General features: G+C 55.8%; 23 protein-coding genes. 17 read left to right on the top strand and 6 right to left on the bottom strand.

The window, feature by feature from the left end:
- Positions 1 to 81 precede the first annotated feature (81 nt).
- The 9 genes from hycA (at position 82) to hycI (ending at position 7,960) form a co-directional block, all read left to right on the top strand.
- A complete protein-coding gene (hycA, locus tag NNO04_RS01990; RefSeq protein ID WP_271443241.1) occupies positions 82 to 543 on the top strand; it encodes a formate hydrogenlyase regulator HycA in 462 nt (153 codons plus the stop codon).
- Positions 544 to 687: 144 nt separating this feature from the next.
- Positions 688 to 1,299, top strand: a complete 612-nt coding sequence (gene hycB, locus NNO04_RS01985) for a formate hydrogenlyase subunit HycB (RefSeq protein WP_271443240.1) — start codon at positions 688 to 690, stop codon at positions 1,297 to 1,299.
- Complete coding sequence (gene hycC / locus NNO04_RS01980) at positions 1,296 to 3,122, top strand: formate hydrogenlyase subunit 3 (RefSeq protein WP_271443239.1); 1,827 nt, start codon at positions 1,296 to 1,298, stop codon at positions 3,120 to 3,122. Before hycB ends, hycC begins: the two co-directional genes overlap by 4 nt.
- A 2-nt stretch (positions 3,123 to 3,124) precedes the next feature.
- The gene (locus tag NNO04_RS01975) at positions 3,125 to 4,048 is read left to right on the top strand and encodes a respiratory chain complex I subunit 1 family protein (RefSeq protein ID WP_271443238.1); all 924 of its coding nucleotides are present in this window, start codon (positions 3,125 to 3,127) and stop codon (positions 4,046 to 4,048) included.
- A gap of 16 nt (positions 4,049 to 4,064) precedes the next feature.
- Positions 4,065 to 5,774: a formate hydrogenlyase subunit HycE gene (gene hycE, locus NNO04_RS01970; protein ID WP_192613221.1), complete on the top strand. Its 1,710-nt coding sequence runs from the start codon at positions 4,065 to 4,067 to the stop codon at positions 5,772 to 5,774.
- A gap of 9 nt (positions 5,775 to 5,783) precedes the next feature.
- A complete protein-coding gene (hycF, locus tag NNO04_RS01965) occupies positions 5,784 to 6,326 on the top strand; it encodes a formate hydrogenlyase subunit HycF (RefSeq protein WP_271443237.1) in 543 nt (180 codons plus the stop codon).
- A complete protein-coding gene (gene hycG / locus NNO04_RS01960; protein WP_192613219.1) occupies positions 6,326 to 7,093 on the top strand; it encodes a formate hydrogenlyase subunit HycG in 768 nt (255 codons plus the stop codon). Before hycF ends, hycG begins: the two co-directional genes overlap by 1 nt.
- On the top strand, positions 7,090 to 7,500 hold the full coding sequence (locus NNO04_RS01955) for a formate hydrogenlyase maturation HycH family protein (RefSeq protein WP_271443236.1): 411 nt from the start codon (positions 7,090 to 7,092) through the stop codon (positions 7,498 to 7,500). Before hycG ends, NNO04_RS01955 begins: the two co-directional genes overlap by 4 nt.
- A complete protein-coding gene (gene hycI / locus NNO04_RS01950) occupies positions 7,493 to 7,960 on the top strand; it encodes a hydrogenase maturation peptidase HycI (RefSeq protein WP_271443235.1) in 468 nt (155 codons plus the stop codon). Before NNO04_RS01955 ends, hycI begins: the two co-directional genes overlap by 8 nt.
- Before the next feature lie 91 nt (positions 7,961 to 8,051).
- Here hycI and NNO04_RS01945 read toward each other — a convergent pair whose 3' ends face one another.
- The gene (locus NNO04_RS01945; RefSeq protein WP_271443234.1) at positions 8,052 to 9,476 is read right to left on the bottom strand and encodes a 6-phospho-beta-glucosidase; all 1,425 of its coding nucleotides are present in this window, start codon (positions 9,474 to 9,476) and stop codon (positions 8,052 to 8,054) included.
- Positions 9,477 to 9,498: 22 nt separating this feature from the next.
- The gene (gene ascF / locus NNO04_RS01940; protein ID WP_271443233.1) at positions 9,499 to 10,953 is read right to left on the bottom strand and encodes a PTS cellobiose/arbutin/salicin transporter subunit IIBC; all 1,455 of its coding nucleotides are present in this window, start codon (positions 10,951 to 10,953) and stop codon (positions 9,499 to 9,501) included.
- Between the two features lie 261 nt (positions 10,954 to 11,214).
- Here ascF and NNO04_RS01935 point away from each other — a divergent pair, with 261 nt between their 5' ends.
- The 3 genes from NNO04_RS01935 (at position 11,215) to hypF (ending at position 15,323) form a co-directional block, all read left to right on the top strand.
- Positions 11,215 to 12,228 (top strand): LacI family DNA-binding transcriptional regulator, encoded by a 1,014-nt coding sequence (locus NNO04_RS01935; protein ID WP_271443232.1) that lies wholly within the window; start codon positions 11,215 to 11,217, stop codon positions 12,226 to 12,228.
- Between the two features lie 145 nt (positions 12,229 to 12,373).
- Entirely contained in the window at positions 12,374 to 12,919 is a 546-nt protein-coding gene (hydN, locus tag NNO04_RS01930) for an electron transport protein HydN (RefSeq protein WP_271443283.1), read from the top strand.
- Positions 12,920 to 13,061: 142 nt separating this feature from the next.
- Entirely contained in the window at positions 13,062 to 15,323 is a 2,262-nt protein-coding gene (gene hypF / locus NNO04_RS01925) for a carbamoyltransferase HypF (protein ID WP_271443231.1), read from the top strand.
- A gap of 74 nt (positions 15,324 to 15,397) precedes the next feature.
- Here hypF and norW read toward each other — a convergent pair whose 3' ends face one another.
- Complete coding sequence (gene norW / locus NNO04_RS01920; protein ID WP_271443230.1) at positions 15,398 to 16,531, bottom strand: NADH:flavorubredoxin reductase NorW; 1,134 nt, start codon at positions 16,529 to 16,531, stop codon at positions 15,398 to 15,400.
- Entirely contained in the window at positions 16,528 to 17,976 is a 1,449-nt protein-coding gene (norV, locus tag NNO04_RS01915; RefSeq protein ID WP_271443229.1) for an anaerobic nitric oxide reductase flavorubredoxin, read from the bottom strand. Before norV ends, norW begins: the two co-directional genes overlap by 4 nt.
- 187 nt (positions 17,977 to 18,163) lie before the next feature.
- On the opposite strand from norV, the gene norR reads away from it, so the two are divergent.
- Positions 18,164 to 19,681: a nitric oxide reductase transcriptional regulator NorR gene (gene norR, locus NNO04_RS01910; protein WP_271443228.1), complete on the top strand. Its 1,518-nt coding sequence runs from the start codon at positions 18,164 to 18,166 to the stop codon at positions 19,679 to 19,681.
- Here the strand turns inward: norR and gutQ are convergent.
- Complete coding sequence (gene gutQ / locus NNO04_RS01905) at positions 19,678 to 20,643, bottom strand: arabinose-5-phosphate isomerase GutQ (RefSeq protein ID WP_271443227.1); 966 nt, start codon at positions 20,641 to 20,643, stop codon at positions 19,678 to 19,680. The two genes, norR and gutQ, sit on opposite strands and share 4 nt — an antisense overlap.
- Positions 20,644 to 20,933: 290 nt before the next feature.
- Here gutQ and mltB point away from each other — a divergent pair, with 290 nt between their 5' ends.
- Complete coding sequence (gene mltB / locus NNO04_RS01900) at positions 20,934 to 22,013, top strand: lytic murein transglycosylase B (protein ID WP_271443226.1); 1,080 nt, start codon at positions 20,934 to 20,936, stop codon at positions 22,011 to 22,013.
- A gap of 45 nt (positions 22,014 to 22,058) precedes the next feature.
- Here mltB and NNO04_RS01895 read toward each other — a convergent pair whose 3' ends face one another.
- On the bottom strand, positions 22,059 to 22,307 hold the full coding sequence (locus tag NNO04_RS01895; protein ID WP_271443225.1) for a hypothetical protein: 249 nt from the start codon (positions 22,305 to 22,307) through the stop codon (positions 22,059 to 22,061).
- Positions 22,308 to 22,503: 196 nt separating this feature from the next.
- Here NNO04_RS01895 and pncC point away from each other — a divergent pair, with 196 nt between their 5' ends.
- From pncC to recX, 3 genes are all read left to right on the top strand, one after another.
- On the top strand, positions 22,504 to 23,001 hold the full coding sequence (gene pncC, locus NNO04_RS01890; protein WP_271443224.1) for a nicotinamide-nucleotide amidase: 498 nt from the start codon (positions 22,504 to 22,506) through the stop codon (positions 22,999 to 23,001).
- Positions 23,002 to 23,081: 80 nt separating this feature from the next.
- Positions 23,082 to 24,143 (top strand): recombinase RecA, encoded by a 1,062-nt coding sequence (gene recA, locus NNO04_RS01885; protein WP_162381890.1) that lies wholly within the window; start codon positions 23,082 to 23,084, stop codon positions 24,141 to 24,143.
- 103 nt (positions 24,144 to 24,246) lie between these two features.
- A complete protein-coding gene (recX, locus tag NNO04_RS01880; RefSeq protein WP_271443223.1) occupies positions 24,247 to 24,747 on the top strand; it encodes a recombination regulator RecX in 501 nt (166 codons plus the stop codon).
- Positions 24,748 to 24,918: the final 171 nt, after the last annotated feature.

Raw genomic sequence — 24,918 nt, 5'->3', positions numbered from 1 at the left:
ATCTTAATGAAAAATAAAGAATTTAAAGTTGGCATGGAACGTGCTTAAGGCTGGCTATCTCACGTAAACGGGTAACCTGACATGACAATTTGGGAAATAAGCGAAAAAGCCGATTACATCGCGCAGCGGCACCGTCGCCTACAGGACCAGTGGCGTATCTACTGTAATTCGCTGGTTCAGGGCATCACCCTGTCGAAAGCGCGCCTGCATCACGCAATGAGCTGCGCGCCGGAGAAAGATCTTTGCTTCGTTCTTTTTGAACACTTCACGATCTACGTCACGCTGGCTGACGGTTTCAACAGCCACACCATTGAGTACTACGTTGAAACGAAAGATAGCGAAGAAAAACAACTCATTGCGCAAGCGCAACTGACCATCGACGGCATCGTTGATGAGCATGTCAGCAACCGCGATCGCGAGCAGGTGTTGGAACACTATCTCGAGAAAATCGCCAGCGTTTACGACAGCCTGTATGCCGCAGTGGAAACCAACACTCCGGTAAATATGCACCAACTGGTAAAGGGACAAATCCCGGCGGCGTAAGCCAGAGGTTTTGCCCGTTTTGTTCGCGATGCGGTATGAAGCCGTGTCACGACTGTTTTGGGGATGGGCGTGTCGACGAGTGTCGAAAATGACACTTGATAGACATGTTTTCGTCAAAAATGACTATCACCTGAGGAATGCCTGGTGAATCGTTTTGTAATTGCTGACTCCACGCTCTGTATTGGCTGCCACACTTGTGAGGCCGCCTGTTCAGAGACGCATCGCCAGCATGGCCTGCAGTCAATGCCGCGCCTGAAAGTGATGCTGAATGAAAAAGAATCCGCGCCACAACTTTGCCATCACTGTGAAGATGCGCCGTGCGCGACCGTGTGTCCTGTCAACGCCATCAACCGTGTCGATGGCGCTGTACAGTTGAATGAAAGTCTGTGCGTAAGCTGCAAACTGTGTGGGATTGCCTGTCCGTTCGGCGCGATAGAGTTTTCCGGCAGCCGTCCGCTGCATATTCCGGCCAACGCCAATACCCCGAAAGCGCCGCCTGCGCCTCCCGCCCCGGCGCGTGTTAGCACGCTGCTGGACTGGGTGCCGGGTGTCCGCGCCATCGCCGTGAAATGCGATCTGTGCAGTTTTGATGAACAAGGTCCTGCCTGTGTACGGATGTGCCCAACCAAAGCGCTGCACCTGGTCGAAAACACCGATATCGCCCGCGCCAGCAAACGTAAGCGCGAGCTGACGTTCAATACCGATTTTGGCGATCTCACCTTGTTTCAGCAGGCTCAGAGTGGGGAGGCAAAATGAGCGTAATTTCACTGATTAATAGCGGCGTGGCCTGGTTTGCCGCCACGGCGGTTCTGGCGTTTCTGTTCTCCTTTCACAAAGCGTTGAGCGGCTGGATTGCCGGCGTGGGTGGGGCCATTGGCAGCCTGTACACGGCGGCGGCGGGAGCTCTTGCGCTGACTCACGCATTAGCGGTCAGCGGTGTGATGCCGTTTATCGGACATACCCTGCAAGTGACGCCGTTAAATGCTATCTGGTTGATTACACTCGGTCTGTGCGGGCTGTTTGTCAGCCTGTACAACATTGACTGGCATCGTCATCCGCAGGTGAAAGCCAACGGTTTGCTGGTGAATTTATTAATGGCGGCAGCGGTCTGCGCCGTGGTCGCAAGCAACCTCGGCACGATGGTGGTGATGGCAGAAATTATGGCGCTGTGCGCCGTGTTCCTGACCGGTGGCAGTAAAGAAGGCAAGCTGTGGTTTGCGCTTGGCCGCACTGGCACGCTGTTGCTGGCGGTTGCCTGCTATCTGGTGTGGCAGCGCTATGGCACGCTGGAGCTGCGACTGCTCGACCTGCGCACGCAGGCATTGCCGCTGGGCTCCGATATCTGGCTGCTCGGCGTTGCCGGTTTTGGTCTGCTGGCCGGGATTATCCCGCTGCACGGCTGGGTACCGCAGGCGCATGCAAATGCCAGCGCACCGGCTGCCGCGCTGTTCTCAACAGTCGTCATGAAGGTCGGTTTGTTAGGGATTTTGTCTCTGTCGCTGATTGGCGGTAACGCGCCGCTGTGGTGGGGCATTGCGCTGCTGGTGTTGGGCATGATCACCGCATTTGTCGGCGGTCTGTATGCGCTGATGGAACATAACATTCAGCGTCTGCTGGCCTATCACACCCTCGAAAATATCGGCATTATCCTGCTCGGTCTTGGGGCTGGCGTGACCGGTATTGCGCTGCAACAACCGGCGCTGATTGCACTCGGTCTGACAGGCGGCCTCTACCATCTGGTGAACCACAGTCTGTTCAAGAGCACGCTGTTCCTCGGCGCGGGCAGCATCTGGTTTCGTACCGGTCATCGCGATATCGAAAAACTGGGCGGCATCGGCAAACGCATGCCGGTGATCTCGCTGGCGATGTTGGTCGGGCTGATGGCGATGGCTGCGCTGCCGCCGCTGAACGGTTTTGCCGGTGAGTGGGTTATCTATCAGTCTTTCTTCAAACTGGGTAACAGCGGCACGTTTATTGGTCGTTTGTTAGGACCGTTGCTGGCGGTTGGGCTGGCGATTACCGGTGCGCTGGCGGTGATGTGTATGGCGAAAGTCTACGGCGTCACCTTCCTCGGCGCGCCGCGTACCAAAGAGGCCGAAAACGCCTGTTGCGCGCCATTCCTGATGGCGGTGAGCGTGGTGGCGTTGGCGATTTGCTGCGTGTTGGGCGGCGTTGCCGCGCCGTGGCTGCTGCCGATGATTTCTGCGGCCGTTCCGCTGCCGCTGGAAACCGCGAATACCACCGTTTCTCAGCCGATGATCACCCTGTTGTTGATTGCCTGTCCGCTGCTGCCCTTCATCATCATGGCGATTTTCAAAGGCAACCGTCTGCCGTCGCGTTCACGCGGTAAGGCATGGGTGTGCGGTTACGATCACGAACAGTCAATGGTTGTCACCGCACACGGTTTTGCCATGCCGGTGAAAGAGGCCTTTGCGCCAATCCTTAAACTGCGTAAATGGCTCAATCCGGTCTCACTGGTTCCGGGCTGGCAGAACGCAGCCGCACCGGTGCTGTTCCGTCGCCTGGCGCTGATTGAGCTGGCGGTACTGGTGGTGATTGTGGTTTCACGAGGAGCCTGAGAATGAGTGTTTTATATCCGTTAATTCAGGCGCTGGTGTTGTTTGCCGCTGCGCCGTTGCTGTCTGGTATTACCCGCGTGGCGCGTGCCCGTTTGCACAACCGTCGCGGGCCGGGCGTGTTGCAGGAATATCGCGACATTATCAAACTGTTGGGTCGCCAGAGCATTGCGCCAGCGGATTCCAGTTGGGTTTTTCGCCTGACGCCATTTGTGATGGTCGGCGTGATGCTGACTATTGCTACCGCGCTGCCGGTGGTGACTGTCGGTTCTCCGCTGCCGCAATTGGGCGATTTGATCACCCTGATTTATCTCTTCGCGATCGCCCGTTTCTTCTTTTCTATCGCCGGTCTGGATACCGGCAGCCCGTTCACCGCGATTGGCGCCAGCCGTGAAGCGATGCTCGGCGTACTGGTCGAGCCGATTCTGCTGCTGGGTCTGTGGGTTGCGGCGCAGGTGGCCGGTTCTACGCACATCAGCAATATCGCTGACACCATTTACCACTGGCCGGTGGCCCGCAGTATTCCGCTGATTCTGGCGCTGTGCGCCTGCGCTTTCGCCACGTTTATCGAGATGGGCAAACTGCCGTTTGACCTCGCGGAAGCGGAGCAGGAATTGCAGGAAGGGCCGTTGACAGAGTACAGCGGCAGCGGTTTTGCGGTGCTGAAGTGGGGCATCAGCCTGAAACAACTGGTGGTGCTGCAAATGTTTGTCGGCGTGTTCCTGCCGTGGGGACAGATGGAAACCTTCAGTGCGGGCGGACTGCTGCTGGCGCTGGTGATTGCCGTCGTCAAGCTGGTGGCTGGCGTACTGGTGATCGCGCTGTTTGAAAACAGCATGGCGCGTCTGCGTTTTTGCGCCACTTCACGCGTGACCTGGGCCGGTTTTGGGTTTGCGTTTTTAGCCTTCGTCTCCTTGCTGGCGGCGTGATTAAGAGAGTTTGAGCATGTCTGAAGAAAAATTAGGTCAACAATACCTTGCGGCGCTGCACCAGGCATTTCCGGGCGTAGTACTGGACGAAGCCTGGCAGACCAAAGATCAGCTGACGATTACGGTGAAGGTGAACTACCTGCCGGAAGTGGTCGAGTTCCTCTATTACAAGCAGGGCGGATGGTTGTCCGTGCTGTTTGGTAACGACGAACGCCAGCTGTGCGGCCGTTATGCCGTGTACTACGTACTGTCGATGGAGCAGGGCGTTAAATGCTGGGTAACCGTCCGCGTTGAAGTGGATGCCAATACGCTGGAATTCCCGTCCGTTACCCCACGTGTTCCGGCGGCGGTCTGGGGCGAGCGTGAAGTGCGCGACATGTACGGGTTGATCCCGGTTGGTTTGCCGGACGAGCGTCGTCTGGTTCTGCCGGATGACTGGCCGGATGAACTCTATCCGCTGCGTAAAGACAGCATGGATTACCGTCAGCGTCCGGCGCCGACCACCGACGCTGAGACTTACCAGTTCATCAACGAACTGGGCGACAAGAAAAACAATGTGGTGCCGATTGGCCCGCTGCATGTGACCTCCGACGAGCCGGGTCACTTCCGTCTGTTCGTTGACGGCGAGAACATTATCGACGCCGATTACCGCCTGTTCTATGTCCACCGCGGCATGGAGAAACTGGCGGAAACCCGTATGGGTTACAACGAAGTGACTTTCCTGTCGGATCGCGTGTGCGGCATCTGCGGTTTTGCCCATAGCACCGCCTATACCACCTCCGTTGAAAACGCGATGGGGATTGTGGTGCCGGAACGCGCGCAGATGATCCGCGCCATTCTGCTCGAAGTTGAACGCCTGCACTCGCACCTGTTGAACCTCGGCCTGGCGTGCCACTTTACCGGCTTTGACTCCGGCTTTATGCAGTTCTTCCGCGTGCGCGAAACCTCCATGAAAATGGCGGAGATCCTCACCGGGGCGCGTAAAACTTACGGTCTGAACCTGATCGGCGGGATTCGTCGCGATCTGCTGAAAGAGGACATGATCCAGACTCGTCAGCTGGCGCAGCAGATGCGCCGCGACGTGCAGGAGTTGGTGGATATGCTGCTCAGCACGCCGAACATGGAACAGCGTACGGTCGGTATCGGTCGTCTGGACCCGGAAATCGCCCGCGACTTCAGTAACGTCGGCCCGATGGTCCGCGCCAGCGGCCACGCCCGCGACACCCGCGCCGATCACCCGTTTGTCGGTTACGGTCTGCTGCCGATGGAAGTTCACAGCGAGCAGGGCTGTGACGTGATCTCCCGTCTGAAAGTGCGTATTAACGAAGTTTATACCGCGCTGAATATGATCGACTTTGGCCTGGATAACCTGCCGGGCGGCGCGCTGGCGGTGGAAGGCTTTACCTATATTCCGCATCGCTTTGCGCTGGGCTTCTCGGAAGCGCCGCGTGGGGATGATATCCACTGGAGCATGACTGGCGACAACCAGAAGCTGTACCGCTGGCGCTGCCGTGCGGCGACCTACGCCAACTGGCCGACGCTGCGTTATATGTTGCGTGGCAACACCGTTTCCGATGCGCCGCTGATTATCGGTAGCCTCGACCCTTGCTACTCCTGTACTGACCGTATGACCGTCGTCGACGTGCGTAAGAAGAAGAGCAAAGTCGTGCCGTACAAAGAACTTGAGCGCTACAGCATTGAGCGTAAAAACTCGCCGCTGAAATAAGGAATCGCCATGTTTACCTTTATCAAAAAAGTCATCAAAACCGGCACGCCGACCTCGTCTTATCCACTTGAGCCGATCGCGGTTGATAAAAACTTCCGTGGCAAACCGGAACATAACCCGCAGCAGTGTATTGGTTGCGCGGCCTGCGTGAATGCCTGTCCGTCGAACGCGCTGACGGTAGAGACCGATTTAGCGACAGGCGAGCTGGCCTGGCAGTTCAACCTTGGGCGTTGCATCTTCTGCGCTCGCTGTGAAGAAGTCTGCCCAACCGCGGCGATCAAGCTGTCGCAGGAGTACGAACTGGCGGTATGGAAGAAAGAAGACTTTCTACAGCAGTCTCGCTTTGCGCTGTGTAACTGTCGCGTGTGCGACCGTCCTTTTGCGGTGCAGAAAGAGATCGATTACGCCATTGCGCTGCTTAAGCACAACGGCGACAGCCGTGCGGAAAATCACCGTGAAAGCTTTGAGACCTGCCCGGACTGTAAGCGCCAGAAATGCCTGGTGCCGTCCGACCGTATTGAACTGACTCGCCATATGAAAGAGGCCAGCTGATGAGCAATTTATTAGGCCCACGTGACGCCAATGGTATTCCGGTACCGATGACGGTGGATGAATCCATCGCCAGCATGAAAGCGTCGTTACTGAAAAATATTAAGCGTTCGGCGTACGTCTACCGCGTGGACTGCGGCGGTTGTAACGGCTGCGAAATCGAAATTTTCGCCACCCTCTCTCCGCTGTTTGACGCCGAGCGTTTCGGCATCAAAGTGGTACCGTCGCCGCGCCATGCAGACATTCTGCTGTTTACCGGCGCGGTCACCCGCGCAATGCGCTCACCGGCGTTACGCGCCTGGCAATCTGCGCCAGATCCGAAAATTTGTATCTCCTACGGGGCCTGCGGCAACAGCGGTGGTATATTCCACGATCTTTATTGCGTCTGGGGCGGCACCGACAAAATCGTCCCGGTGGATGTCTACATTCCTGGCTGTCCGCCAACACCTGCGGCAACGCTGTACGGCTTTGCGATGGCGCTGGGTCTGCTGGAGCAGAAAATCCATGCGCGCGCGCCAGGTGAACTGGATGAACAGCCCGCTGAGATTTTGCATCCGGAGATGGTACAGCCGCTGCGCGTGAAGATTGATCGCGAAGCGCGTCGTCTGGCCGGTTATCGCTATGGCCGCCAGATTGCCGATGATTACTTGCGCCAGTTAGGGCAGGGCGAGCATCAGGTGGCGCGCTGGCTCGAAGCAGAAAACGATCCGCGTCTGACCGAGATCGTCACGAATCTTAACCATGTTGTTGAAGAGGCGCGTATCCGATGAGTGAAACGGTGGTGTTCAGTCAACTGAGCCGTAAATTTATTGATGAGAATGATGCAACGCCCGCCGAGGCGCAGCAGGTCGTCTATTACAGCCTGGCGATTGGCCACCACCTGGGGGTCATTGATTGCCTGGAAGCGGCGTTGACCTGCCCGTGGGATGACTATCTGGCGTGGATAGCCACGCTGGAAGAGGGCAGCGAAGCCCGCCGTAAAATGGAAGGTGTGCCGAAGTACGGCGAAATCGTCATTGATTTTAGCCATGTGCAAATGCTGGCGCGCGCGTTTGATAACGCGCTCGCCGTGCAGACGCCGCCACAACAGGCGTGGAGCAAGCTGGTGCTCAGTATGCTTCATGATATTCATCAGGAAAGCGCCATCTATCTGATGGTGAGGAGACACCGTGACTGACGTTTTATTGTGTGTCGGCAACAGTATGATGGGCGACGACGGCGCAGGTCCGCTGCTGGCAGAAATGTGTGCCGCAGCGCCGAAAGGTAACTGGATCGTTATTGACGGCGGCAGCGCGCCGGAAAACGACATCGTGGCGATTCGCGAATTATGTCCGAGCCGTTTGCTGATTGTGGATGCTACCGATATGGGGCTCAATCCCGGTGAGATCCGCATCATCGATCCTGACGACATCGCCGAGATGTTTATGATGACCACCCATAATATGCCGCTCAACTACCTGGTTGATCAGCTTAAAGAGGATGTTGGCGAGGTGATTTTCTTAGGCATTCAGCCGGACATCGTTGGGTTCTACTATCCGATGACTCAGCCAATCAAAGATGCCGTAGAAACGGTGTATCAGCGGCTGGAAGGCTGGGAAGGGCTCGGCGGGTTTGCGCAGTTAGAGGCTGAGGAATGACAACGCCGGATGGCGGCTTCGCCTTATCCGGCCTACAAAACCACGTAATCGTGTAGGCCGGATAAGCGTTAGCGCCATCCGGCACTGCCCGTTACGCCAAATCTTCTCCGTTACTGGCGATCACTTTCTTATACCACCAGAACGATTTCTTTCGCGTCCGTTCCAGCGTACCGTTTCCGGCGTCATCCCTGTCGACATACACAAATCCGTAGCGCTTACTCATTTCACCGGTGGACGCCGAAACCAGATCGATACATCCCCAGGTGGTGTAGCCCATCAGCGGTACGCCGTCTTCGATAGCGTCGGCCATTGCCCGAATATGCTCGCGCAGATAGCTGATTCGGTAATCGTCGTTGATGTTGCCGTCAGCATCGATTTCATCTTTTGCGCCGAGGCCGTTTTCCACCAGGAATAACGGTTTCTGATAGCGGTCGTACATCATGTTCATGGTGATGCGCAGACCGAGCGGGTCAATGCCCCAGCCCCATTCGCTTACCGTGATGTAGGGGTTACGCAGGGACTTCACCACGTTCGCCGCACTGGTGTTCCTGGTGTTCATCTCCGCCGAGGCGCAGCGTGACGCGTAATAGCTAAAGGAGACGAAATCGACGGTATTTTTGAGGATTGCATCGTCTTCCGGGGCTTTCTCAATCACCACCCCTTTTTCTCGGAACACGCGAGCGGAATAGGCCGGATACGCACCGCGTGCCTGCACGTCGATAAAGAACAGGTTTTCACGGTCTTTTTCCAGCGCGGTCCACACATCTTCCGGTTTGCAGGAGTACGGGTAAAAGTTCCCGCCCGCCAGCATACAGCCAACCTGATTTTGCGGGTTTACCTCATGGGCGATTTTCGTCGCCAACGCGCTGGCGATCAGCTCATGGTGCGCAGCCTGATATTTTACCTGATCCTGGTTTTCCCCTTCTTCAAACACCAGCCCGGCACCGGAGAATGGGCTGTGCAGCATAATGTTGATTTCGTTGAAGGTGAGCCAGTATTTCACCAGACCATCAAAAGCTTCGAAGCAGGTACGCGCATAACGGGTGAAAAACTCGACCATTTTGCGGTTACGCCAGGAGCCGTACTCAGTGACCAGATGCATCGGCACATCGAAGTGGCACAGCGTGACTAACGGCTCGATACCGTACTTTTTGCACTCGGCAAACACCGCGCGGTAAAACGCGATGCCTTCCTCGTTCGGCGTCAGTTCGTCGCCGTTAGGATAAAGGCGGCTCCAGGCAATAGAGGTGCGAAACACCGTGAAGCCCATTTCCGCCATCAGCGCGATATCGTCTTTATAACGATGATAAAAATCGGTGGCCTCGTGGCTCGGATAAAACTCGTCATCCCGCAACTGGAAACGCTTTTCCTGACCCAGTTTCACCGGCATACGGCGTTCGCCGTGCGGGATCATATCGACGGTGGTCAGCCCTTTACCGCCTTCACGGTATGCGCCTTCACTCTGGTTAGCGGCCAGTGCGCCACCCCATAAAAATCCTTGCGGAAATACAGACATAGTAAACCTCAATTAATGCCAGTCAGACGCTGGCGCCTTTCGCAGTATTCGGTTGTGCAGCCTGGTTTTTTCTGGCCTGTTCAGCCGCGTCTTCGACCGGAATATCTTCAAAGCCAAGGAGTAACGTCAGCACAAAGGAGAGCACTACCGCCAGTGCCATCACCCCAAACACCCACACGATGGTCATCGGATTGGCGGGGTCGAAGAACTGAACGCTGGTGAACAGACCCGGCGCGGCCATTGAATGGCTGGCAAGACCTGCCATCCCGGCGACCGCGCCGCAGATAAAGCCGCTGATAAGACTCGCAATCAGCGGGCGTTTCAGACGGATGGCCACCCCGTAGAGCGCTGGTTCAGAAATCCCGGCCATGATGGCGGAGGCGGCGGCGGCCAGCGCGGTCTGGCGCAGTTCCGGATTTTTGGTTTTCCAGGCGACGGCTAACGATGAGCCGCCCAGCGACAGGTTGGCGCCAATTTCTGACGGCATGACCATGCCTTCTTTGCCCGTTTCGGCGATGGTCTGGATGATGGTCGGCGTAAAGACGCGGTGCATCCCGGTCATTACCAGCAGCGGCCACAGTGCGCCCATAATGGCGACGGAAAGCCAGCCGAGGTAGCCGTGGATGGTGTAAACCAGCGCAGAAATGGCGCTACCGATCCAGATCCCAATCGGACCAATCAGCACGATGGCGAGCGGGGCGGCGATCAGCACGATCAACATCGGTTTGAGGAAGTTTTTGGTTACCGCTGGCGTAATACGATCGACCCAGCGTTCGATGTACGACAAACACCAGGTCATCACCAGCGCCGGGATCACCGTGTAGGTATATTTCACTGCGGTCACCGGGATCAGCGCGAACTCTACGTGCTCACCTTGCGCTGCTTTCGCCATCAGATCGATAAAGCTCGGGTGCACCAGAACGCCCGCGATGGCAATGGCCAGCGACATATTGGTTTTGAATTTAATCGCTGCCGACGCCGCGACCATCAGCGGCAGGAAGAAGAACGCGCCGTCGCCGATCACGGTCAGAATGGTCAGCGTCGGAGAGCCTTTCACCAGCACACCGGTCATTTCCAGGATCATGGCCAGCAGTTTCAGCATCGATCCGCCGATAATCGCCGGGATCAGCGGGGACATGGTGCCGATCAGCGCGTCCAGGATCCCCGCGCCAATGCGCTTGAGCGTCAGCTTCGGTTTGCCGACGGGCGCTGCGGGTTGCATCTCACCAGGCAGCAGATTCACAACTTCACGATATGCCTGTGAAACGGTGTTGCCGATGATCACCTGACATTGGTTGTCATTGCGGACCACGCCGAGTACGCCGCTGAGCGCTTTTAAGGTTGCGCTATCGACACGTGAGTCTTCTTTGACGACGAAACGCAAACGCGTCATGCAGTGTGTGACGGCAGTAATGTTGTCGACACCACCCAAAGCCGACACGATGGAGCCCGCCAGTGCCGCATAATTCTTGGACATCGGAATTTACCCTGTTTTATCAGTAAGGTACGTTATATCGCCATGCTTCGTTGCCTGGAATCTGGCGGTGAGGAAACACACAATAGGAAACCGGTTCCACAAAATCATGATTAATTTTTAGATTTGTGGCAAGATCAATTTGTGGTCATTTTTATAAATGTGATGATGATCACTCGTTATTTGAGGGGGGATTTGCCATCCAGGACAATCCTGATTGGGTGAAGTACACTGCGTGCCATTGCGTACAAATGGATGAGTAATATGACGACGATGCTGGAAGTGGCGAAGCGCGCCGGTGTGTCGAAGGCGACGGTTTCCCGGGTGCTTTCAGGTAACGGCTACGTCAGCCAGGAGACCAAAGACCGCGTGTTTGAGGCTATCGAAGAGAGCGGATATCGCCCTAATTTGCTGGCGCGTAGTCTGGCGGCCAAGAGCACGCAGACGCTCGGTCTGGTGGTGACGAACACCCTGTATCACGGCGTCTATTTTAGCGAGTTGCTGTTTCATACGGCGCGTATGGCGGAAGACAAAGGCCGCCAGTTGCTCCTGGCCGATGGTAAGCACAGCGCCGAAGAAGAGCGTCAGGCGATCCAGTATCTGCTCGATCTGCGCTGCGACGCAGTGATGATCTACCCGCGTTTTCTCAGCGTCGATGAGATAGATGAGATCATCGACAGCCATTCTCAGCCGATTATGGTGCTTAACCGTCAGTTGCGGAAAAACAGCAGCCACAGCGTCTGGTGCGATCAAAAACAGACCAGCTTTAACGCCGTCACGCAGCTGATTGCTTCCGGCCATCAAGAGATCGCGTTTATTACCGGTTCAATGGATTCCCCGACGGGCGTGGAACGTCTTTCCGGGTATAAAGATGCGCTGGCGCATCATGGCATTGCCTTAAATCATGATCTGATTGTGAACGGAAAATGGACGCCCGCCAGCGGAGCGGAAGGCGTTAACACGCTGCTTTCACGTAACGCCAGGTTCACAGCGCTGGTCGCCAGTAATGACGACATGGCGATTGGCGCCATCAAACAACTTCACGAGCAGGGCATGAGCGTACCTGAGCAGGTGTCGGTTATAGGGTTCGACGATATTGCGATGGCCCCGTATACCATTCCGGCGCTTTCCAGCGTCAAAATTCCGGTCACCGAGATGATTCAGGAGACGGTAGGGCGGCTTATCTTCATGCTGGACGGCGGGGCATTTACGCCGCCCAAATCCTTTACCGGCACGCTTATCCGCCGCGACTCGCTAGCGCTGTCACATCCGGGTTAAGGGTTGTCAATTGTCATCGTCACTAGTGACGATGACACCATAAAATCGCACAGCATAAATAAAAATCACTTCAATAACAGCTAGTTAAAAACTGGCACGAATTATGAATACTTCGGCACATCATCTGTCATTGCTGGAGAATTTGATGAACCGTTTCATCATTGCTGACGCGACTAAATGCATTGGTTGCCGTACCTGTGAAGTGGCCTGTGTGGTATCCCATCAGGAAAACCAGGACTGCGCGTCGCTGACCCCTGAAACCTTTTTACCGCGCATCCATGTTATTAAAGGGGTGAATGTCTCCACGGCGACGCTGTGTCGTCAGTGCGAAGACGCACCGTGCGCGAATGTCTGCCCGAACGGTGCGATAAGCCGTGATAAAGGGTTTGTCCACGTTATGCAGGAGCGCTGCATTGGTTGTAAAACCTGCGTGGTGGCGTGCCCGTACGGCGCGATGGAAGTGGTTGTCCGTCCGGTTGTTCGCAACAGCGGAGCGGGTCTGAACGTACGTGCAGAAAAAGCAGAAGCCAATAAATGTGACCTGTGCCATCACCGCGATGCGGGCCCGGCCTGTATGGAAGTGTGTCCGACTCACGCGCTGATTTGCGTGGATCGCAACAAGCTTGAGCAACTGAGCGCAGAAAAACGTCGCCGTGCAGCACTGGATTCTACCGCATCGCTGCTTTTCTGATTTCTGAAAATCCGCGTAAAATAGAGCTGTATTTATGCCGGATGGCGGCTGCGCCTTATCCGGCCTACAGCTCGCGTCATTTGTAGGCCTGATAAGCGTCGCGCCATCAGGCATGACTTTTGATGACGGTGAGAACAATTTGATGACGGTAAACAATCACTCCGGCGTACAGCTGCGTATTCGCGGTAAAGTGCAGGGCGTCGGGTTTCGCCCCTTTGTCTGGCAACTGGCGCAGCAACTGCAACTGCACGGCGATGTCTGTAATGACGGTGATGGCGTCGTCGTTCGCCTGCTGGAAGAACCCACGACATTTATTGCTGAACTGCATCAGCATTGTCCGCCGTTGGCGCGTATCGACAGCGTTGAGAGCGAACCCTTTGTCTGGCCACAACTCCCCGCTGACTTCTCCATTCGCCAAAGCGCGGGAGGAACGATGAACACGCAGATCGTTCCGGATGCCGCTACGTGTCCCGCTTGTCTGCTCGAGATGCGTACCCCCGGCGAGCGGCGTTACCGTTACCCCTTTATCAACTGCACCCACTGCGGCCCGCGCTTCACCATTATTCGCGCTATGCCGTACGACCGCCCGTTTACCGTGATGGCGTCGTTTCCGCTCTGTCCGCAATGCGATAAGGAATACCGCGACCCGTATGACCGCCGCTTCCACGCGCAGCCGGTCGCGTGTCCGGCGTGTGGGCCGCATCTTGCGTGGCGATCTGCCGACGTGCAGGCCGAAAAAGAACAGGCGTTGCAGGCGGCGGTGGCGATGCTGAAAGCCGGGGGTATTGTTGCCATTAAAGGGATTGGTGGTTTTCACCTGGCCTGCGATGCGCGCAACCGCGATGCGGTTGAAATGCTGCGGGCGCGAAAGCACCGCCCGGCGAAACCGCTGGCGGTCATGCTGCCGACAGAAGAAGGTCTGCCGGAAGCGGCACGCCGTCTGCTGACCATGCCCGCAGCCCCGATTGTGCTGGTCGATAAACAGTACGTTGATTCGCTCTGCGACGGCATTGCGCCCGGACTTACTGAAGTTGGCGTGATGCTGCCCGCCAATCCGCTACAGCATTTGTTGTTGCAGGAGATGAACTGTCCGTTGGTGATGACCTCCGGCAATCTGAGTGGTAAGCCTCCCGCTATTACCAACGCACAGGCGCTGGACGATTTGCAGGATATTGCTGACGGCTTCCTGTTGCATAACCGCGACATCGTACAGCGGATGGATGATTCCGTGGTGCGTGAAAGCGGTGAAATGCTGCGCCGGTCGCGTGGCTATGTGCCGGATGCGCTGGCGTTACCGCCCGGGTTTCAGGGCGTGCCACCGATGCTTTGTCTGGGGGCCGATCTCAAAAATACCTTCTGCCTGGTGCGTGGCGAACAGGCGGTGCTGAGCCAGCATCTGGGCGATCTCAGCGACGATGGAATTCAACACCAGTGGCGTGATGCGCTGCGTCTGATCCAGAGCATTTATGACTTTACGCCGCAACGCATTGTCTGCGATGCGCATCCGGGTTACGTCTCCAGCCAGTGGGCCAGCGAGATGAATCTGCCGACTGACAGGGTATTGCACCATCATGCCCACGCGGCGGCGTGTCTGGCCGAACACGGCTGGCCGCTGAACGGCGGCGATGTGATCGCCCTGACGCTGGACGGTATCGGGATGGGCGAAAACGGCGCGCTGTGGGGCGGGGAGTGTTTACGGGTTAATTATCGTGAATGTGAGCACCTGGGTGGCCTGCCCGCCGTGGCGCTTGCCGGTGGCGATCTGGCGGCGAAGCAACCCTGGCGTAACCTGTTAGCGCAGTGCCTGCGTTTTGTGCCGGACTGGCAGCGCTATCCGGAAACCGCCAGCGTGCAGCAACAGAACTGGAGTGTGCTGGCGCGGGCAATTGAGCGCGGAATTAATGCGCCGCTGGCCTCATCATGTGGGCGTTTGTTTGATGCCATTGCTGCCGCGTTAGGCTGTGCGCCAGCGTCACTGAGCTATGAGGGCGAGGCCGCATGCGCGCTGGAGGCTCTGGCTTCACAATGTGCTGGTGTTGCGCATCCGGTGACGGTGCCAGTGTCCGGAAATCAACTGGATCTGGCGACGTTCTGGTCGCAGTGGCTGAACTGGCAGGCAACACCTGCTGAACGCGCATGGGCGTTCCACGACGCGCTGGCGCGAGGGTTTGCCACCCTGATGCGTGAACAGGCCGCATCGCGCGGGATCACGACGCTGGTCTTCAGCGGTGGGGTGATGCATAACCGTTTGCTGTCGTCGCGACTGGCCTTTTATCTTGCCGATTTTACGCTGCTGTTCCCACAGCAATTACCGGCAGGTGATGGCGGATTGTCATTGGGGCAGGGGGTGATTGCTGCGGCGCGCTGGTTGAACCATCGTGATATGCCGGATGGCGACGCGTAGCGTCTTATCCGGCCTACAAAGCGTCACATGCCGTAGGCCGGATAAGGCGTCGCCGCCATCCGGCACAATGTCACTTATGCTGGCAGCGTTTTCAACAGGGCGAAAGCCTCCTTCATTCTGTTTTCACTGACCACGAAGGCGCACAACTGGCCTTCGTCGTTCATCCCTCTGGCAATCATCCCATCGGCTTCTGCCACGATGTGCCAGTTCAAATCCTGACGCTGGGTTTCTCCTGCCAGGTGTAACGGCAGTTCCGGCGTTTTGATTTTTACGAGCATCGCGGGCAGTTTCAGCGGAACATTGCCGCCGAGCAGATTTTTCGCCAGGTACATCGCGCTGAGCTGAATGGGTTGCAGGAAGGGCAGTACCTGACCGTTGATTTCCGCGCAGTCACCGAGGGCATAAATGTCCGGATGACGGGTTTGCAGATAGCTGTCCACGCAAATGCCGCGATTGAGGGTTAAACCGGCACGACGCCCGAGAGCCGTTTCCGGGCGCAAACCGGCGGCGGCGATCACCGCATCGACCTCGACACTGCGTTGACGATCTAACGTTGCACGAATACCGGACGCCGTTTTCTCCAGCCCCTGAAGCTGTGATTTCAGCAACAGATGCACGCCCATATCGGTAAGACGATGCTGTAAGCGACTGCTCACTTCCGGCGGCATCAGTGAAGCAAGAATGCTGGCGGCGTTATCCATCAACGTTACGGTTTTGCCCGCCCGACAGAAATCCATCGCCAGCTCGCAACCGATCAAACCACCGCCAACAATCAACACCCGATGCGCGTCGCGCAGTTGCGTTTCACACGCGCGGTACTCTTGCTGACTGTTCAAAGTGAGCATTAACTCACGCCCGGCAACAGGAGGGACAAAGGCCGAAGCACCGGTCGCCAGTACCAGCTTGTCGTATGACCACTGCGTGTCCTGGCTTTTCACTACGTGGGCATCGGCATCAATGTCGGTGACCACGGTGTGCGGGAACAGGCGTAAAGTAAACTGCTCGGCAAACTCCCCCGCCGACTGGCGGGTGAGGTCGTCAGCGCGCTGTGCCTGACTGATAACGTGGCTGAGGTCGGGCTTGTTATACTCATCCATGCTGTCAGCCGCAATCAGGGTTAACGGGATATCCGCATCCTGTTTACGGATGTTTTTGACTAACTGGCGGGCGGCAAAGCCGGAACCAATAATGACAATTCCGTGGCTCATTTTGCCTCCGTTGCCAGTACGTCGAAGACCTCTTTACCCAATGAACATTCCGGGCAGAGGAAGTTGTCCGGAACGTCGCTCCACGGCGTGCCTGGCGCAACATCCTGCAGAGGCTCACCTTTGGCGGGATCGTAAATCCACTGACAAACGCTGCATTGCATGCTGGGGCCGAGGTCGGCTGCCGCTGCGGCGGCACAGGCGCACGCTTCTTCTTTGGCGGTCGCCGTGGCGCGGGTTTCTGGTAGTGGAGCGAGCGCCCACTGACGTGCAATCTCGCGGCCATGCTGGCGACACAGTTCCAGCGCATCCAGATCCGGGCGCCATTTGGCTTTCAGGCTCAGCGACATCTCGAAACCGGCATCCTGCAAGCGGGTCGACAGACGGTCAACCGCGCCGCCGCTCCAGCCGTGGGAGCCAAAGGCACTGGCGCGTTTGTTGCGAAAACGCAGGCCAGTCATCTCTTCGACCAGACCGGCGATTTTCGGCATCATCACGTTGTTCATGGTGGAGGTGCCGACCAGCACCCCTTTTGAGCGAAAGACGTTGGTCAGAATTTCATTTTTATCGCTGCGGGCGACGTTAAAGATTTTCACCGCCACGTTCGGATCCACTTCGTTAATCCCCTGGGCAATCGCATCCGCCATCATGCGGGTGTTGTTGGACATGGTGTCGTAGAAAAGGGTGATGCGGTCTTCCTGATAATCCGCCGCCCATTTCAGGTACATCTCAACAATTTGCGTTGGGTTGTCGCGCCAGACCACGCCGTGGGAGGTGGCAATCATATCGACCGGCAGATTAAAACCGAGGATTTCGGTGATTTTCGGCGTCACCAGACGGCTGAACGGCGTCAGGATGTTGGCGTAATAGCGCTGGCACTGTTCGAACAGTTCGCTCTGATCCACTTCGTCATTGAACAGACGTTCATCGCAATAGTGCTGACCGAAGGCGTCATTACTGAACAGGACCGCATCGCCGGTCATATAGGTCATCATGCTGTCCGGCCAGTGCAGCATCGGGGTTTCAACGAAGATCAGCTGTTTGCCGTTGCCGATATCCAGCGCGTCGCCGGTTTTCACCACGTTGAAATTCCACTCCGGATGGTGGTGGTGGCCGGTGATAGAATCAATGGCATTTGCGGTGCAGTAGATTGGCGTATCGGGGATCTGCATCATCAGCTCGGTCAGCGCGCCGGCGTGGTCCTCTTCTGCGTGGTTGATGATGATGTAATCAATGTCTGCGAGGTCAATTTCACTGCGCAGGTTCTGCACGAATTCACGACTGAATTTATGGTCGACGGTGTCGATCAGCACATTTTTTTCTTCACGGATGAGATAGCTGTTGTAGCTGCTGCCGCGCAGCGTTTTATATTCAGTCCCGTGAAAATCACGGACTTCCCAGTCACGTTGACCAACCCAATGAATGTTATTTTTAACCAGAATAGACATAGCAACCTCAATGAATTCAATGTATTCCCAAAAAGATGTCTCTTTGATTGCAGGTTGTGTGCCAGTTTTTTAATTTTTTGATCTTAAACGGTTTTTTAAATAATACTCCTAAGTTGGTAGTCAAAATGACTATTCATAAAATGGTCAGTATGACACTATGAATGGTCAAAATGACAATGAGGACGTTATGCGTTTTTCTGTTGATGTGCTGGCGAACATCGCCATTGAATTACAGCGCGGTATCGGTCATCAGGATCGTTTTCAGCGGCTGGTAACGGCGCTGCGGCAGGTGCTGGAATGTGATGCTTCTGCATTGTTGCGCTATGAGGCGCGCCAGTTTATCCCGCTGGCGATTGATGGTCTGGCCCGCGATGTGCTCGGCAGACGCTTTACGCTGGAAGGGCATCCACGTCTGGAAGCCATCGCCCGCGCCGGGGATGTGGTGCGTTTCCCCGCCGACAGTGATCTACCCGACCCGTACGACGGATTGATACCCGGACAAGAGAGCCTGAAGGTGCACGCCTGCATTGGCCTGCCGCTGTTTGCCGGGCAGAACCTGATTGGCGCGCTGACGCTCGACGGCATGGCGCCAGACCAGTTTGATGTTTTCAGTGATGAAGAACTGCGTCTGATTGCCGCGCTGGCGTCCGGGGCGTTGAGTAATGCGCTGCTGATTGAACAACTGGAAAGCCAGAATATGCTGCCGGGTTCATCCTCCGCGTTTGAGCCGGTGAAAGAGACGCAGATGATTGGCCTTTCGCCCGGCATGATGCAGTTAAAAAAAGAGATTGAGATTGTGGCGGCCTCTGATCTTAACGTGCTGATAAGCGGCGAAACGGGGACCGGCAAAGAGCTGGTGGCGAAAGCGATTCATGAAGGTTCACCGCGGGCGGCGAATCCGCTGGTTTATCTCAATTGCGCGGCATTGCCGGAAAGCGTGGCGGAGAGTGAACTGTTTGGTCATGTCAAAGGGGCATTTACCGGGGCCATCAGCAACCGCAGCGGTAAGTTCGAAATGGCTGATAACGGCACCCTGTTCCTGGATGAGATTGGTGAACTGTCATTAGCGCTGCAGGCCAAACTGCTGCGTGTTTTGCAGTACGGCGATATTCAGCGCGTCGGCGACGATCGTAGCCTGCGTGTGGATGTGCGCGTACTGGCGGCAACCAACCGCGATCTGCGCGAAGAAGTTCTGGCCGGGCGTTTCAGAGCCGATCTGTTCCATCGTTTGAGCGTGTTTCCGCTTTCCGTACCGCCGCTGCGTGAGCGCGGTGAAGATGTGGTGTTGCTGGCGGGCTATTTTTGCGAGCAGTGTCGGTTGCGGCTGGGGCTTTCACGCGTGGTGCTGAGTCCTGCTGCGCGCCGTCACCTGTTGCACTATGGCTGGCCAGGGAATGTGCGCGAACTTGAACATGCGATCCATCGTGCCGTGGTGCTGGCGAGGGCAACGAAAGCAGGGGATGAAGTGGTACTGGAAGCCACGCATTTTGCATTACAGGATGAACCGGTTGTACCTTCGCCGGAACCGACGACAGAATTGCCGCTCAATCGAAATTTGCGGGAGGCGACGGAGAGTTTCCAGCGGGAGATGATCCGCCGGGCGCTGGCGCAAAATAATCATAACTGGGCGGCCAGCGCGCGGGCGCTTGAAACAGACGTCGCCAATCTGCACCGACTGGCGAAGCGTCTGGGACTTAAAGATTAGAGAATGCCGGCCTGATAAAAATCCTGCAGGTTAATCGCGCCGGTGAGTTTGCCGTTTTCATCCACCACCGGGGCGGCAGTAATTTTACGCTTCATCAGGATCTCTTTGGCGTCAATGGCGCGGCTTTGTGCCTGTAGCGTGACGCCATTGTGGGTCATCGCTTCGCTGACGGGGGTGGTGAGCGCGCCGCCGCCCACTAACCAGCGACGCAGGTCGCCGTCGGTAAAGACGCCCTTCACATAGGCTTCATCGTCACAGACCGCGACCAGACCCAGCCCGGTACGGCTCAATTCCAGCATCGCATCCATTACGCTTGTGGCAAGCTGAACCCGAGGCACTGCATCGTCACGACGCATCAGATGATGCACGTTATTCAACAAACGAGCGCCCAGCGCGCCAGCCGGGTGGGAGCGGGCGAAATCTTCCTCGTTAAAACCGCGCGCCTGCATCACGGCCATCGCCAGCGCATCGCCCATCATCAGGGTATTTACCGTGCTGGAGGTTGGCGCCAGGTGCATCGGGCAGGCTTCACGTTCGACGGAGATATCCAGCACGGCTTTCGCCGCCAGACCCAGCGGAGAAGTGGGTTTCCCGGTCATCGCCAGCAGGGCGACCGATTTGTCTTCGAGGCGCGGAATGATGAGATCCAGCTCTTTCGCACCGCCGGAATAGGAGATAAATAACATGACGTCACGGCTTTCAATCATCCCCAGATCGCCGTGCAGCGCCTCTGCCGGGTGAACAAAAAAGGCTGGAGTGCCAGTACTGGCGAGGGTTGCCGCAATTTTTTTGCCAATATGACCGGACTTGCCGATACCGGAGACAATCACCTTGCCTTCGCAGTGGATAATGGTATTCGCGGCGCGGACAAAATCATCGCCCAGACGCTCCGGCAGACGGCTCGCTTCCTGTAGCTCCAGCATTAATGTCTGACGACCCGCGTTCAGTAGTGCATCACTCATTGGTTTCTCCGGTTATGGTCACTTCAATCCCTTTTGCCGATGATCAGGGACAACGAAAATGGCCGCTGTTCCCGCTTATTCACGCAATAGCAGTACGCGATGATAGTGCATTCAGGGAGCGTGCATTATGGGAAAAGATCATATTGAAGAGGGATTCCTCATTGGCGTGATAAAAGAAATCGCGATTTTTGCTGCTAAAAATAGGGAGCGATAGCGACTACCGCTTTCTTGTGCGACGAAGGATGCTTTACCATACTTCACTCTGGCTGAATTTGTTTAATGGATGTCTCATGTTCAAGCGTCGTTATGTAGCATTACTTCCCCTTTGTGTGTTGTTGGCTGCCTGTAGCAGCAAACCGAAACCTTCAGAGACTCAAACGACAACGGGAACGCCGTCCGGCGGTTTCCTGCTTGAGCCCCAGCACAACGTGATGCAGATGGGCGGCGATTTCGCCAATAACCCCAATGCGCAACAGTTCATCGACAAAATGGTGAGCAAACACGGCTTCGACCGCCAACAGTTACAGGAGATCCTGTCACAGGCTAAACGTCTGGATTACGTGCTGCGCCTGATGGACAGACAAGCCCCGACGGCTCAAGCGCCTACCGGACCTAACGGCGCGTGGCTGCGTTATCGCAAGCAGTTCATCACCCCCGATAATGTGCAAAATGGCGTGGTGTTCTGGAATCAGTACGAAGATGCGTTGAACCGCGCATGGCAGGTATATGGCGTACCGCCGGAGATCATCGTCGGGATTATCGGGGTTGAGACGCGCTGGGGGCGTGTGATGGGCAAAACGCGCATCCTGGATGCGCTGGCGACGCTGTCGTTCAACTACCCGCGCCGGGCGGAGTACTTCTCCAGCGAGCTGGAAACCTTCTTACTGATGGCGCGTAACGAGCAGGATGATCCGCTGGATCTGAAAGGTTCCTTTGCGGGCGCGATGGGTTACGGACAGTTTATGCCGTCCTCCTATAAAGAGTACGCAGTCGACTTTAATGGCGACGGTCATATCAACCTGTGGGATCCGGTTGATGCCATCGGTAGCGTTGCAAACTACTTTAAAGGACATGGTTGGGAGAAAGGCGATACGGTTGCGGTGATGGCTAACGGCCAGGCACCGGGACTTGCGAATGGTTTTAAAACCCAGTACAGCGTCTCTCAGCTTGCCGCTGCCGGGCTAACGCCGCAGCAGTCGCTGGGCCATCATCAACAGGCCAGCTTGTTGCGTCTTGATATCGGTACCGGCTACCAGTATTGGTACGGTTTACCGAACTTCTACGCCATTACCCGCTATAACCACAGCACCCATTATGCAATGGCGGTCTGGCAGCTTGGCCAGGCCGTCGCGCTGGCACGCGTGCAGTAATACTCTTTTGTGGAGGGAAGCGCGGGCTTCCCTCTGCTGTTGTTATCACTGTTTTTCCGACTGACTCTCTGCACGCAACTGGGATATTTTCTTTGATATTGCCATGCTGTATCCAAGACACCCTAAACCTAAGATAATTTGGCCGCCATCATAAGGTTCAATATATCCGGATGATATAATGTTCAGCACGCCTATTACTAAAGAACATACGCCACCGATGATTAAGCACATCCGCTGTTGATGGTATTGCTTTAATTTTGAGTGCGTAGTGCCTTCCATTTTGTCTAATGACATTCGTGCTCTCTCCTCATCCATGCAAAATTGAATCACACTATATCGCTTTCTAAGCGTGGGTTTACCGCTCTTGTCCTGCATAAATGGGCGGTTGGAACTTTTTCGGAATACGGCTCGAAAAATCGTCACCTCATCCCCATCTCATTGAGGGAAGTGGTATCTTGTTCGGCATATTTATTAACTGACAGAGGTCGGAATGACTGACAGTGAACTGATGCAGTTAAGTGAACGGGTGGGGCAGGCGTTAAAAGCACGCGGCGCTACCGTAACGACAGCGGAATCCTGTACGGGCGGTTGGGTGGCGAAAGCCATTACCGATATTGCCGGGAGCTCTGCATGGTTTGAGCGCGGATTTGTTACCTACAGCAATGAAGCAAAAGCGCAGATGATCGGCGTTCGCGAAGAGACGCTGGCCCAGCATGGCGCGGTCAGTGAACCCGTGGTGGTGGAAATGGCGATTGGCGCGCTGAAAGCCGCCAGAGCGCACTTCGCTGTCTCGATAAGCGGAATTGCCGGGCCCGACGGCGGCAGCGAAGAAAAACCCGTTGGTACGGTCTGGTTTGCCTTTGCCAGCGCCAGCGGAGAAGGGATTACGCGTCGGGAATGTTTCAGCGGCGACCGCGAGGCAGTGCGTCGTCAGGCGACGGCTTACGCGCTGCAAACCCTCTGGCAACAATTTCTACAAAACACTTGATACTGTATGACTATACAGTATAATTGCGTCAACAGAACAGAATTCATTATCCGGTTTCATCCGGCATGACAGGAGTAATAATGGCTATCGACGAAAACAAACAGAAAGCGTTGGCGGCAGCACTGGGCCAGATCGAAAAGCAATTCGGTAAAGGCTCCATCATGCGCCTGGGTGAAGACCGTTCCATGGATGTGGAAACTATCTCCACCGGCTCGCTTTCACTGGATATCGCGCTGGGTGCGGGCGGTCTGCCGATGGGGCGTATCGTCGAGATTTACGGACCGGAATCTTCCGGTAAAACAACCCTGACGCTGCAGGTTATCGCCGCCGCGCAGCGTGAAGGTAAAACCTGTGCGTTTATCGATGCAGAACACGCGCTGGACCCAATTTATGCCCGTAAACTGGGTGTCGACATTGACAACCTGCTGTGTTCTCAGCCGGATACCGGTGAGCAGGCGCTGGAAATCTGTGACGCGCTGGCGCGTTCGGGTGCCGTTGACGTTATCGTGGTCGACTCCGTTGCGGCGCTGACGCCGAAAGCGGAAATCGAAGGCGAAATTGGTGACTCTCACATGGGTCTCGCGGCACGTATGATGAGCCAGGCAATGCGTAAGCTGGCAGGTAACCTGAAACAGTCCAATACGCTGCTGATCTTCATCAACCAGATCCGTATGAAAATTGGCGTGATGTTCGGTAACCCGGAAACCACCACCGGTGGTAACGCGCTGAAATTCTACGCTTCTGTTCGTCTGGACATCCGTCGTATTGGCGCGGTGAAAGAGGGCGACAACGTGGTCGGGAGCGAGACCCGCGTTAAAGTCGTGAAGAACAAAATCGCGGCACCGTTTAAACAAGCTGAGTTCCAGATCCTCTACGGTGAAGGCATCAACTTCTATGGCGAACTGGTTGATCTGGGCGTGAAAGAGAAGTTGATCGAGAAAGCCGGCGCCTGGTACAGCTATAACGGCGAGAAGATCGGTCAGGGCAAAGCGAATGCGACAAACTGGCTGAAAGAGAATCCGGCGACGGCGAAAGAAATCGAGAAAAAAGTACGCGAAATGCTGCTGAACAACCAGGATTCAACGCCAGATTTCTCTGTTGATGATGGTGCAGACGTTGCGGAAACCAACGAAGATTTTTAATCGTTACTCTGCCTGATGGTGACGCTCTGGCGTTATATCCGGCATACAATCAGAGGGCTGCATTTATGCGGCCCTTTTTGCATTTTATTTTTCGAAGGTTGTTATGAGCGAATCTACACCGCGCCGACCCGCTTATTCCCGTCTGTTGGATCGTGCCGTTCGTATTCTGGCGGTGCGTGACCACAGTGAACAAGAGTTGCGCCGAAAGCTCTCTGCGCCGGTGATGGGCAAAAATGGGCCGGAGGAGATCGATGCGACTGCAGAGGACTATGAACGGGTTATCGCCTGGTGCTATGAACACCATTATCTTGATGACACTCGGTTTGTCGCCCGCTTTATCGCCAGTCGTAGCCGCAAGGGTTATGGTCCGGCGCGTATTCGCCAGGAACTGAATCAGAAAGGCATCGCACGGGAAGCAACGGAAAAAGCCATGCGTGAATGCGAGATTGACTGGTGTGAGCGTGCGCGCGACCAGGCTTTTCGAAAATACGGCGAACCTCTGCCGACAGACTTTTCAGAAAAAGTAAAGATTCAACGTTTTTTGCTCTATCGTGGCTACCTGATGGAAGATATTCAGGATATATGGCGAAATTTTGATGATTGAGCGCATACGGGATTTTACTTCCCCGTAAAGAAAACTTATCTTATTCCCACTTTTTTCCGTTCAGGCGAGGGTTGTTTTATGACGACCTACGTCTGCGACGAATATTCCTTAAATACACAAAATCTTTCAAGCCGCATCAAGGCGGCAAGTGAGTGAATCCCCAGGAGCTTA

It is taken from the genome of Citrobacter sp. Awk 4 (assembly GCF_028069725.1).
In the GTDB taxonomy this organism is placed as follows: Bacteria; Pseudomonadota; Gammaproteobacteria; order Enterobacterales; family Enterobacteriaceae; genus Citrobacter_D.
Note: the sequence above shows the minus strand (reverse complement) of the source record. Positions and strands in the feature narration are given on the sequence as shown.

Bases quoted from the DNA above. Each gene is read 5' to 3' on its own strand.
- hycA (WP_271443241.1), top strand. From the start codon at position 82: ATGACAATTTGGGAAATAAGCGAAAAAGCCGATTACATCGCGCAGCGG.
- hycC (WP_271443239.1), top strand. From the start codon at position 1,296: ATGAGCGTAATTTCACTGATTAATAGCGGCGTGGCCTGGTTTGCCGCC.
- NNO04_RS01975 (WP_271443238.1), top strand. From the start codon at position 3,125: ATGAGTGTTTTATATCCGTTAATTCAGGCGCTGGTGTTGTTTGCCGCT.
- hycE (WP_192613221.1), top strand. From the start codon at position 4,065: ATGTCTGAAGAAAAATTAGGTCAACAATACCTTGCGGCGCTGCACCAG.
- hycF (WP_271443237.1), top strand. From the start codon at position 5,784: ATGTTTACCTTTATCAAAAAAGTCATCAAAACCGGCACGCCGACCTCG.
- hycG (WP_192613219.1), top strand. From the start codon at position 6,326: ATGAGCAATTTATTAGGCCCACGTGACGCCAATGGTATTCCGGTACCG.
- NNO04_RS01955 (WP_271443236.1), top strand. From the start codon at position 7,090: ATGAGTGAAACGGTGGTGTTCAGTCAACTGAGCCGTAAATTTATTGAT.
- NNO04_RS01945 (WP_271443234.1), bottom strand. From the start codon at position 9,476: ATGTCTGTATTTCCGCAAGGATTTTTATGGGGTGGCGCACTGGCCGCT.
- ascF (WP_271443233.1), bottom strand. From the start codon at position 10,953: ATGTCCAAGAATTATGCGGCACTGGCGGGCTCCATCGTGTCGGCTTTG.
- NNO04_RS01935 (WP_271443232.1), top strand. From the start codon at position 11,215: ATGACGACGATGCTGGAAGTGGCGAAGCGCGCCGGTGTGTCGAAGGCG.
- hydN (WP_271443283.1), top strand. From the start codon at position 12,374: ATGAACCGTTTCATCATTGCTGACGCGACTAAATGCATTGGTTGCCGT.
- hypF (WP_271443231.1), top strand. From the start codon at position 13,062: ATGACGGTAAACAATCACTCCGGCGTACAGCTGCGTATTCGCGGTAAA.
- norW (WP_271443230.1), bottom strand. From the start codon at position 16,531: ATGAGCCACGGAATTGTCATTATTGGTTCCGGCTTTGCCGCCCGCCAG.
- norV (WP_271443229.1), bottom strand. From the start codon at position 17,976: ATGTCTATTCTGGTTAAAAATAACATTCATTGGGTTGGTCAACGTGAC.
- norR (WP_271443228.1), top strand. From the start codon at position 18,164: ATGCGTTTTTCTGTTGATGTGCTGGCGAACATCGCCATTGAATTACAG.
- gutQ (WP_271443227.1), bottom strand. From the start codon at position 20,643: ATGAGTGATGCACTACTGAACGCGGGTCGTCAGACATTAATGCTGGAG.
- mltB (WP_271443226.1), top strand. From the start codon at position 20,934: ATGTTCAAGCGTCGTTATGTAGCATTACTTCCCCTTTGTGTGTTGTTG.
- NNO04_RS01895 (WP_271443225.1), bottom strand. From the start codon at position 22,307: ATGTCATTAGACAAAATGGAAGGCACTACGCACTCAAAATTAAAGCAA.
- pncC (WP_271443224.1), top strand. From the start codon at position 22,504: ATGACTGACAGTGAACTGATGCAGTTAAGTGAACGGGTGGGGCAGGCG.
- recA (WP_162381890.1), top strand. From the start codon at position 23,082: ATGGCTATCGACGAAAACAAACAGAAAGCGTTGGCGGCAGCACTGGGC.
- recX (WP_271443223.1), top strand. From the start codon at position 24,247: ATGAGCGAATCTACACCGCGCCGACCCGCTTATTCCCGTCTGTTGGAT.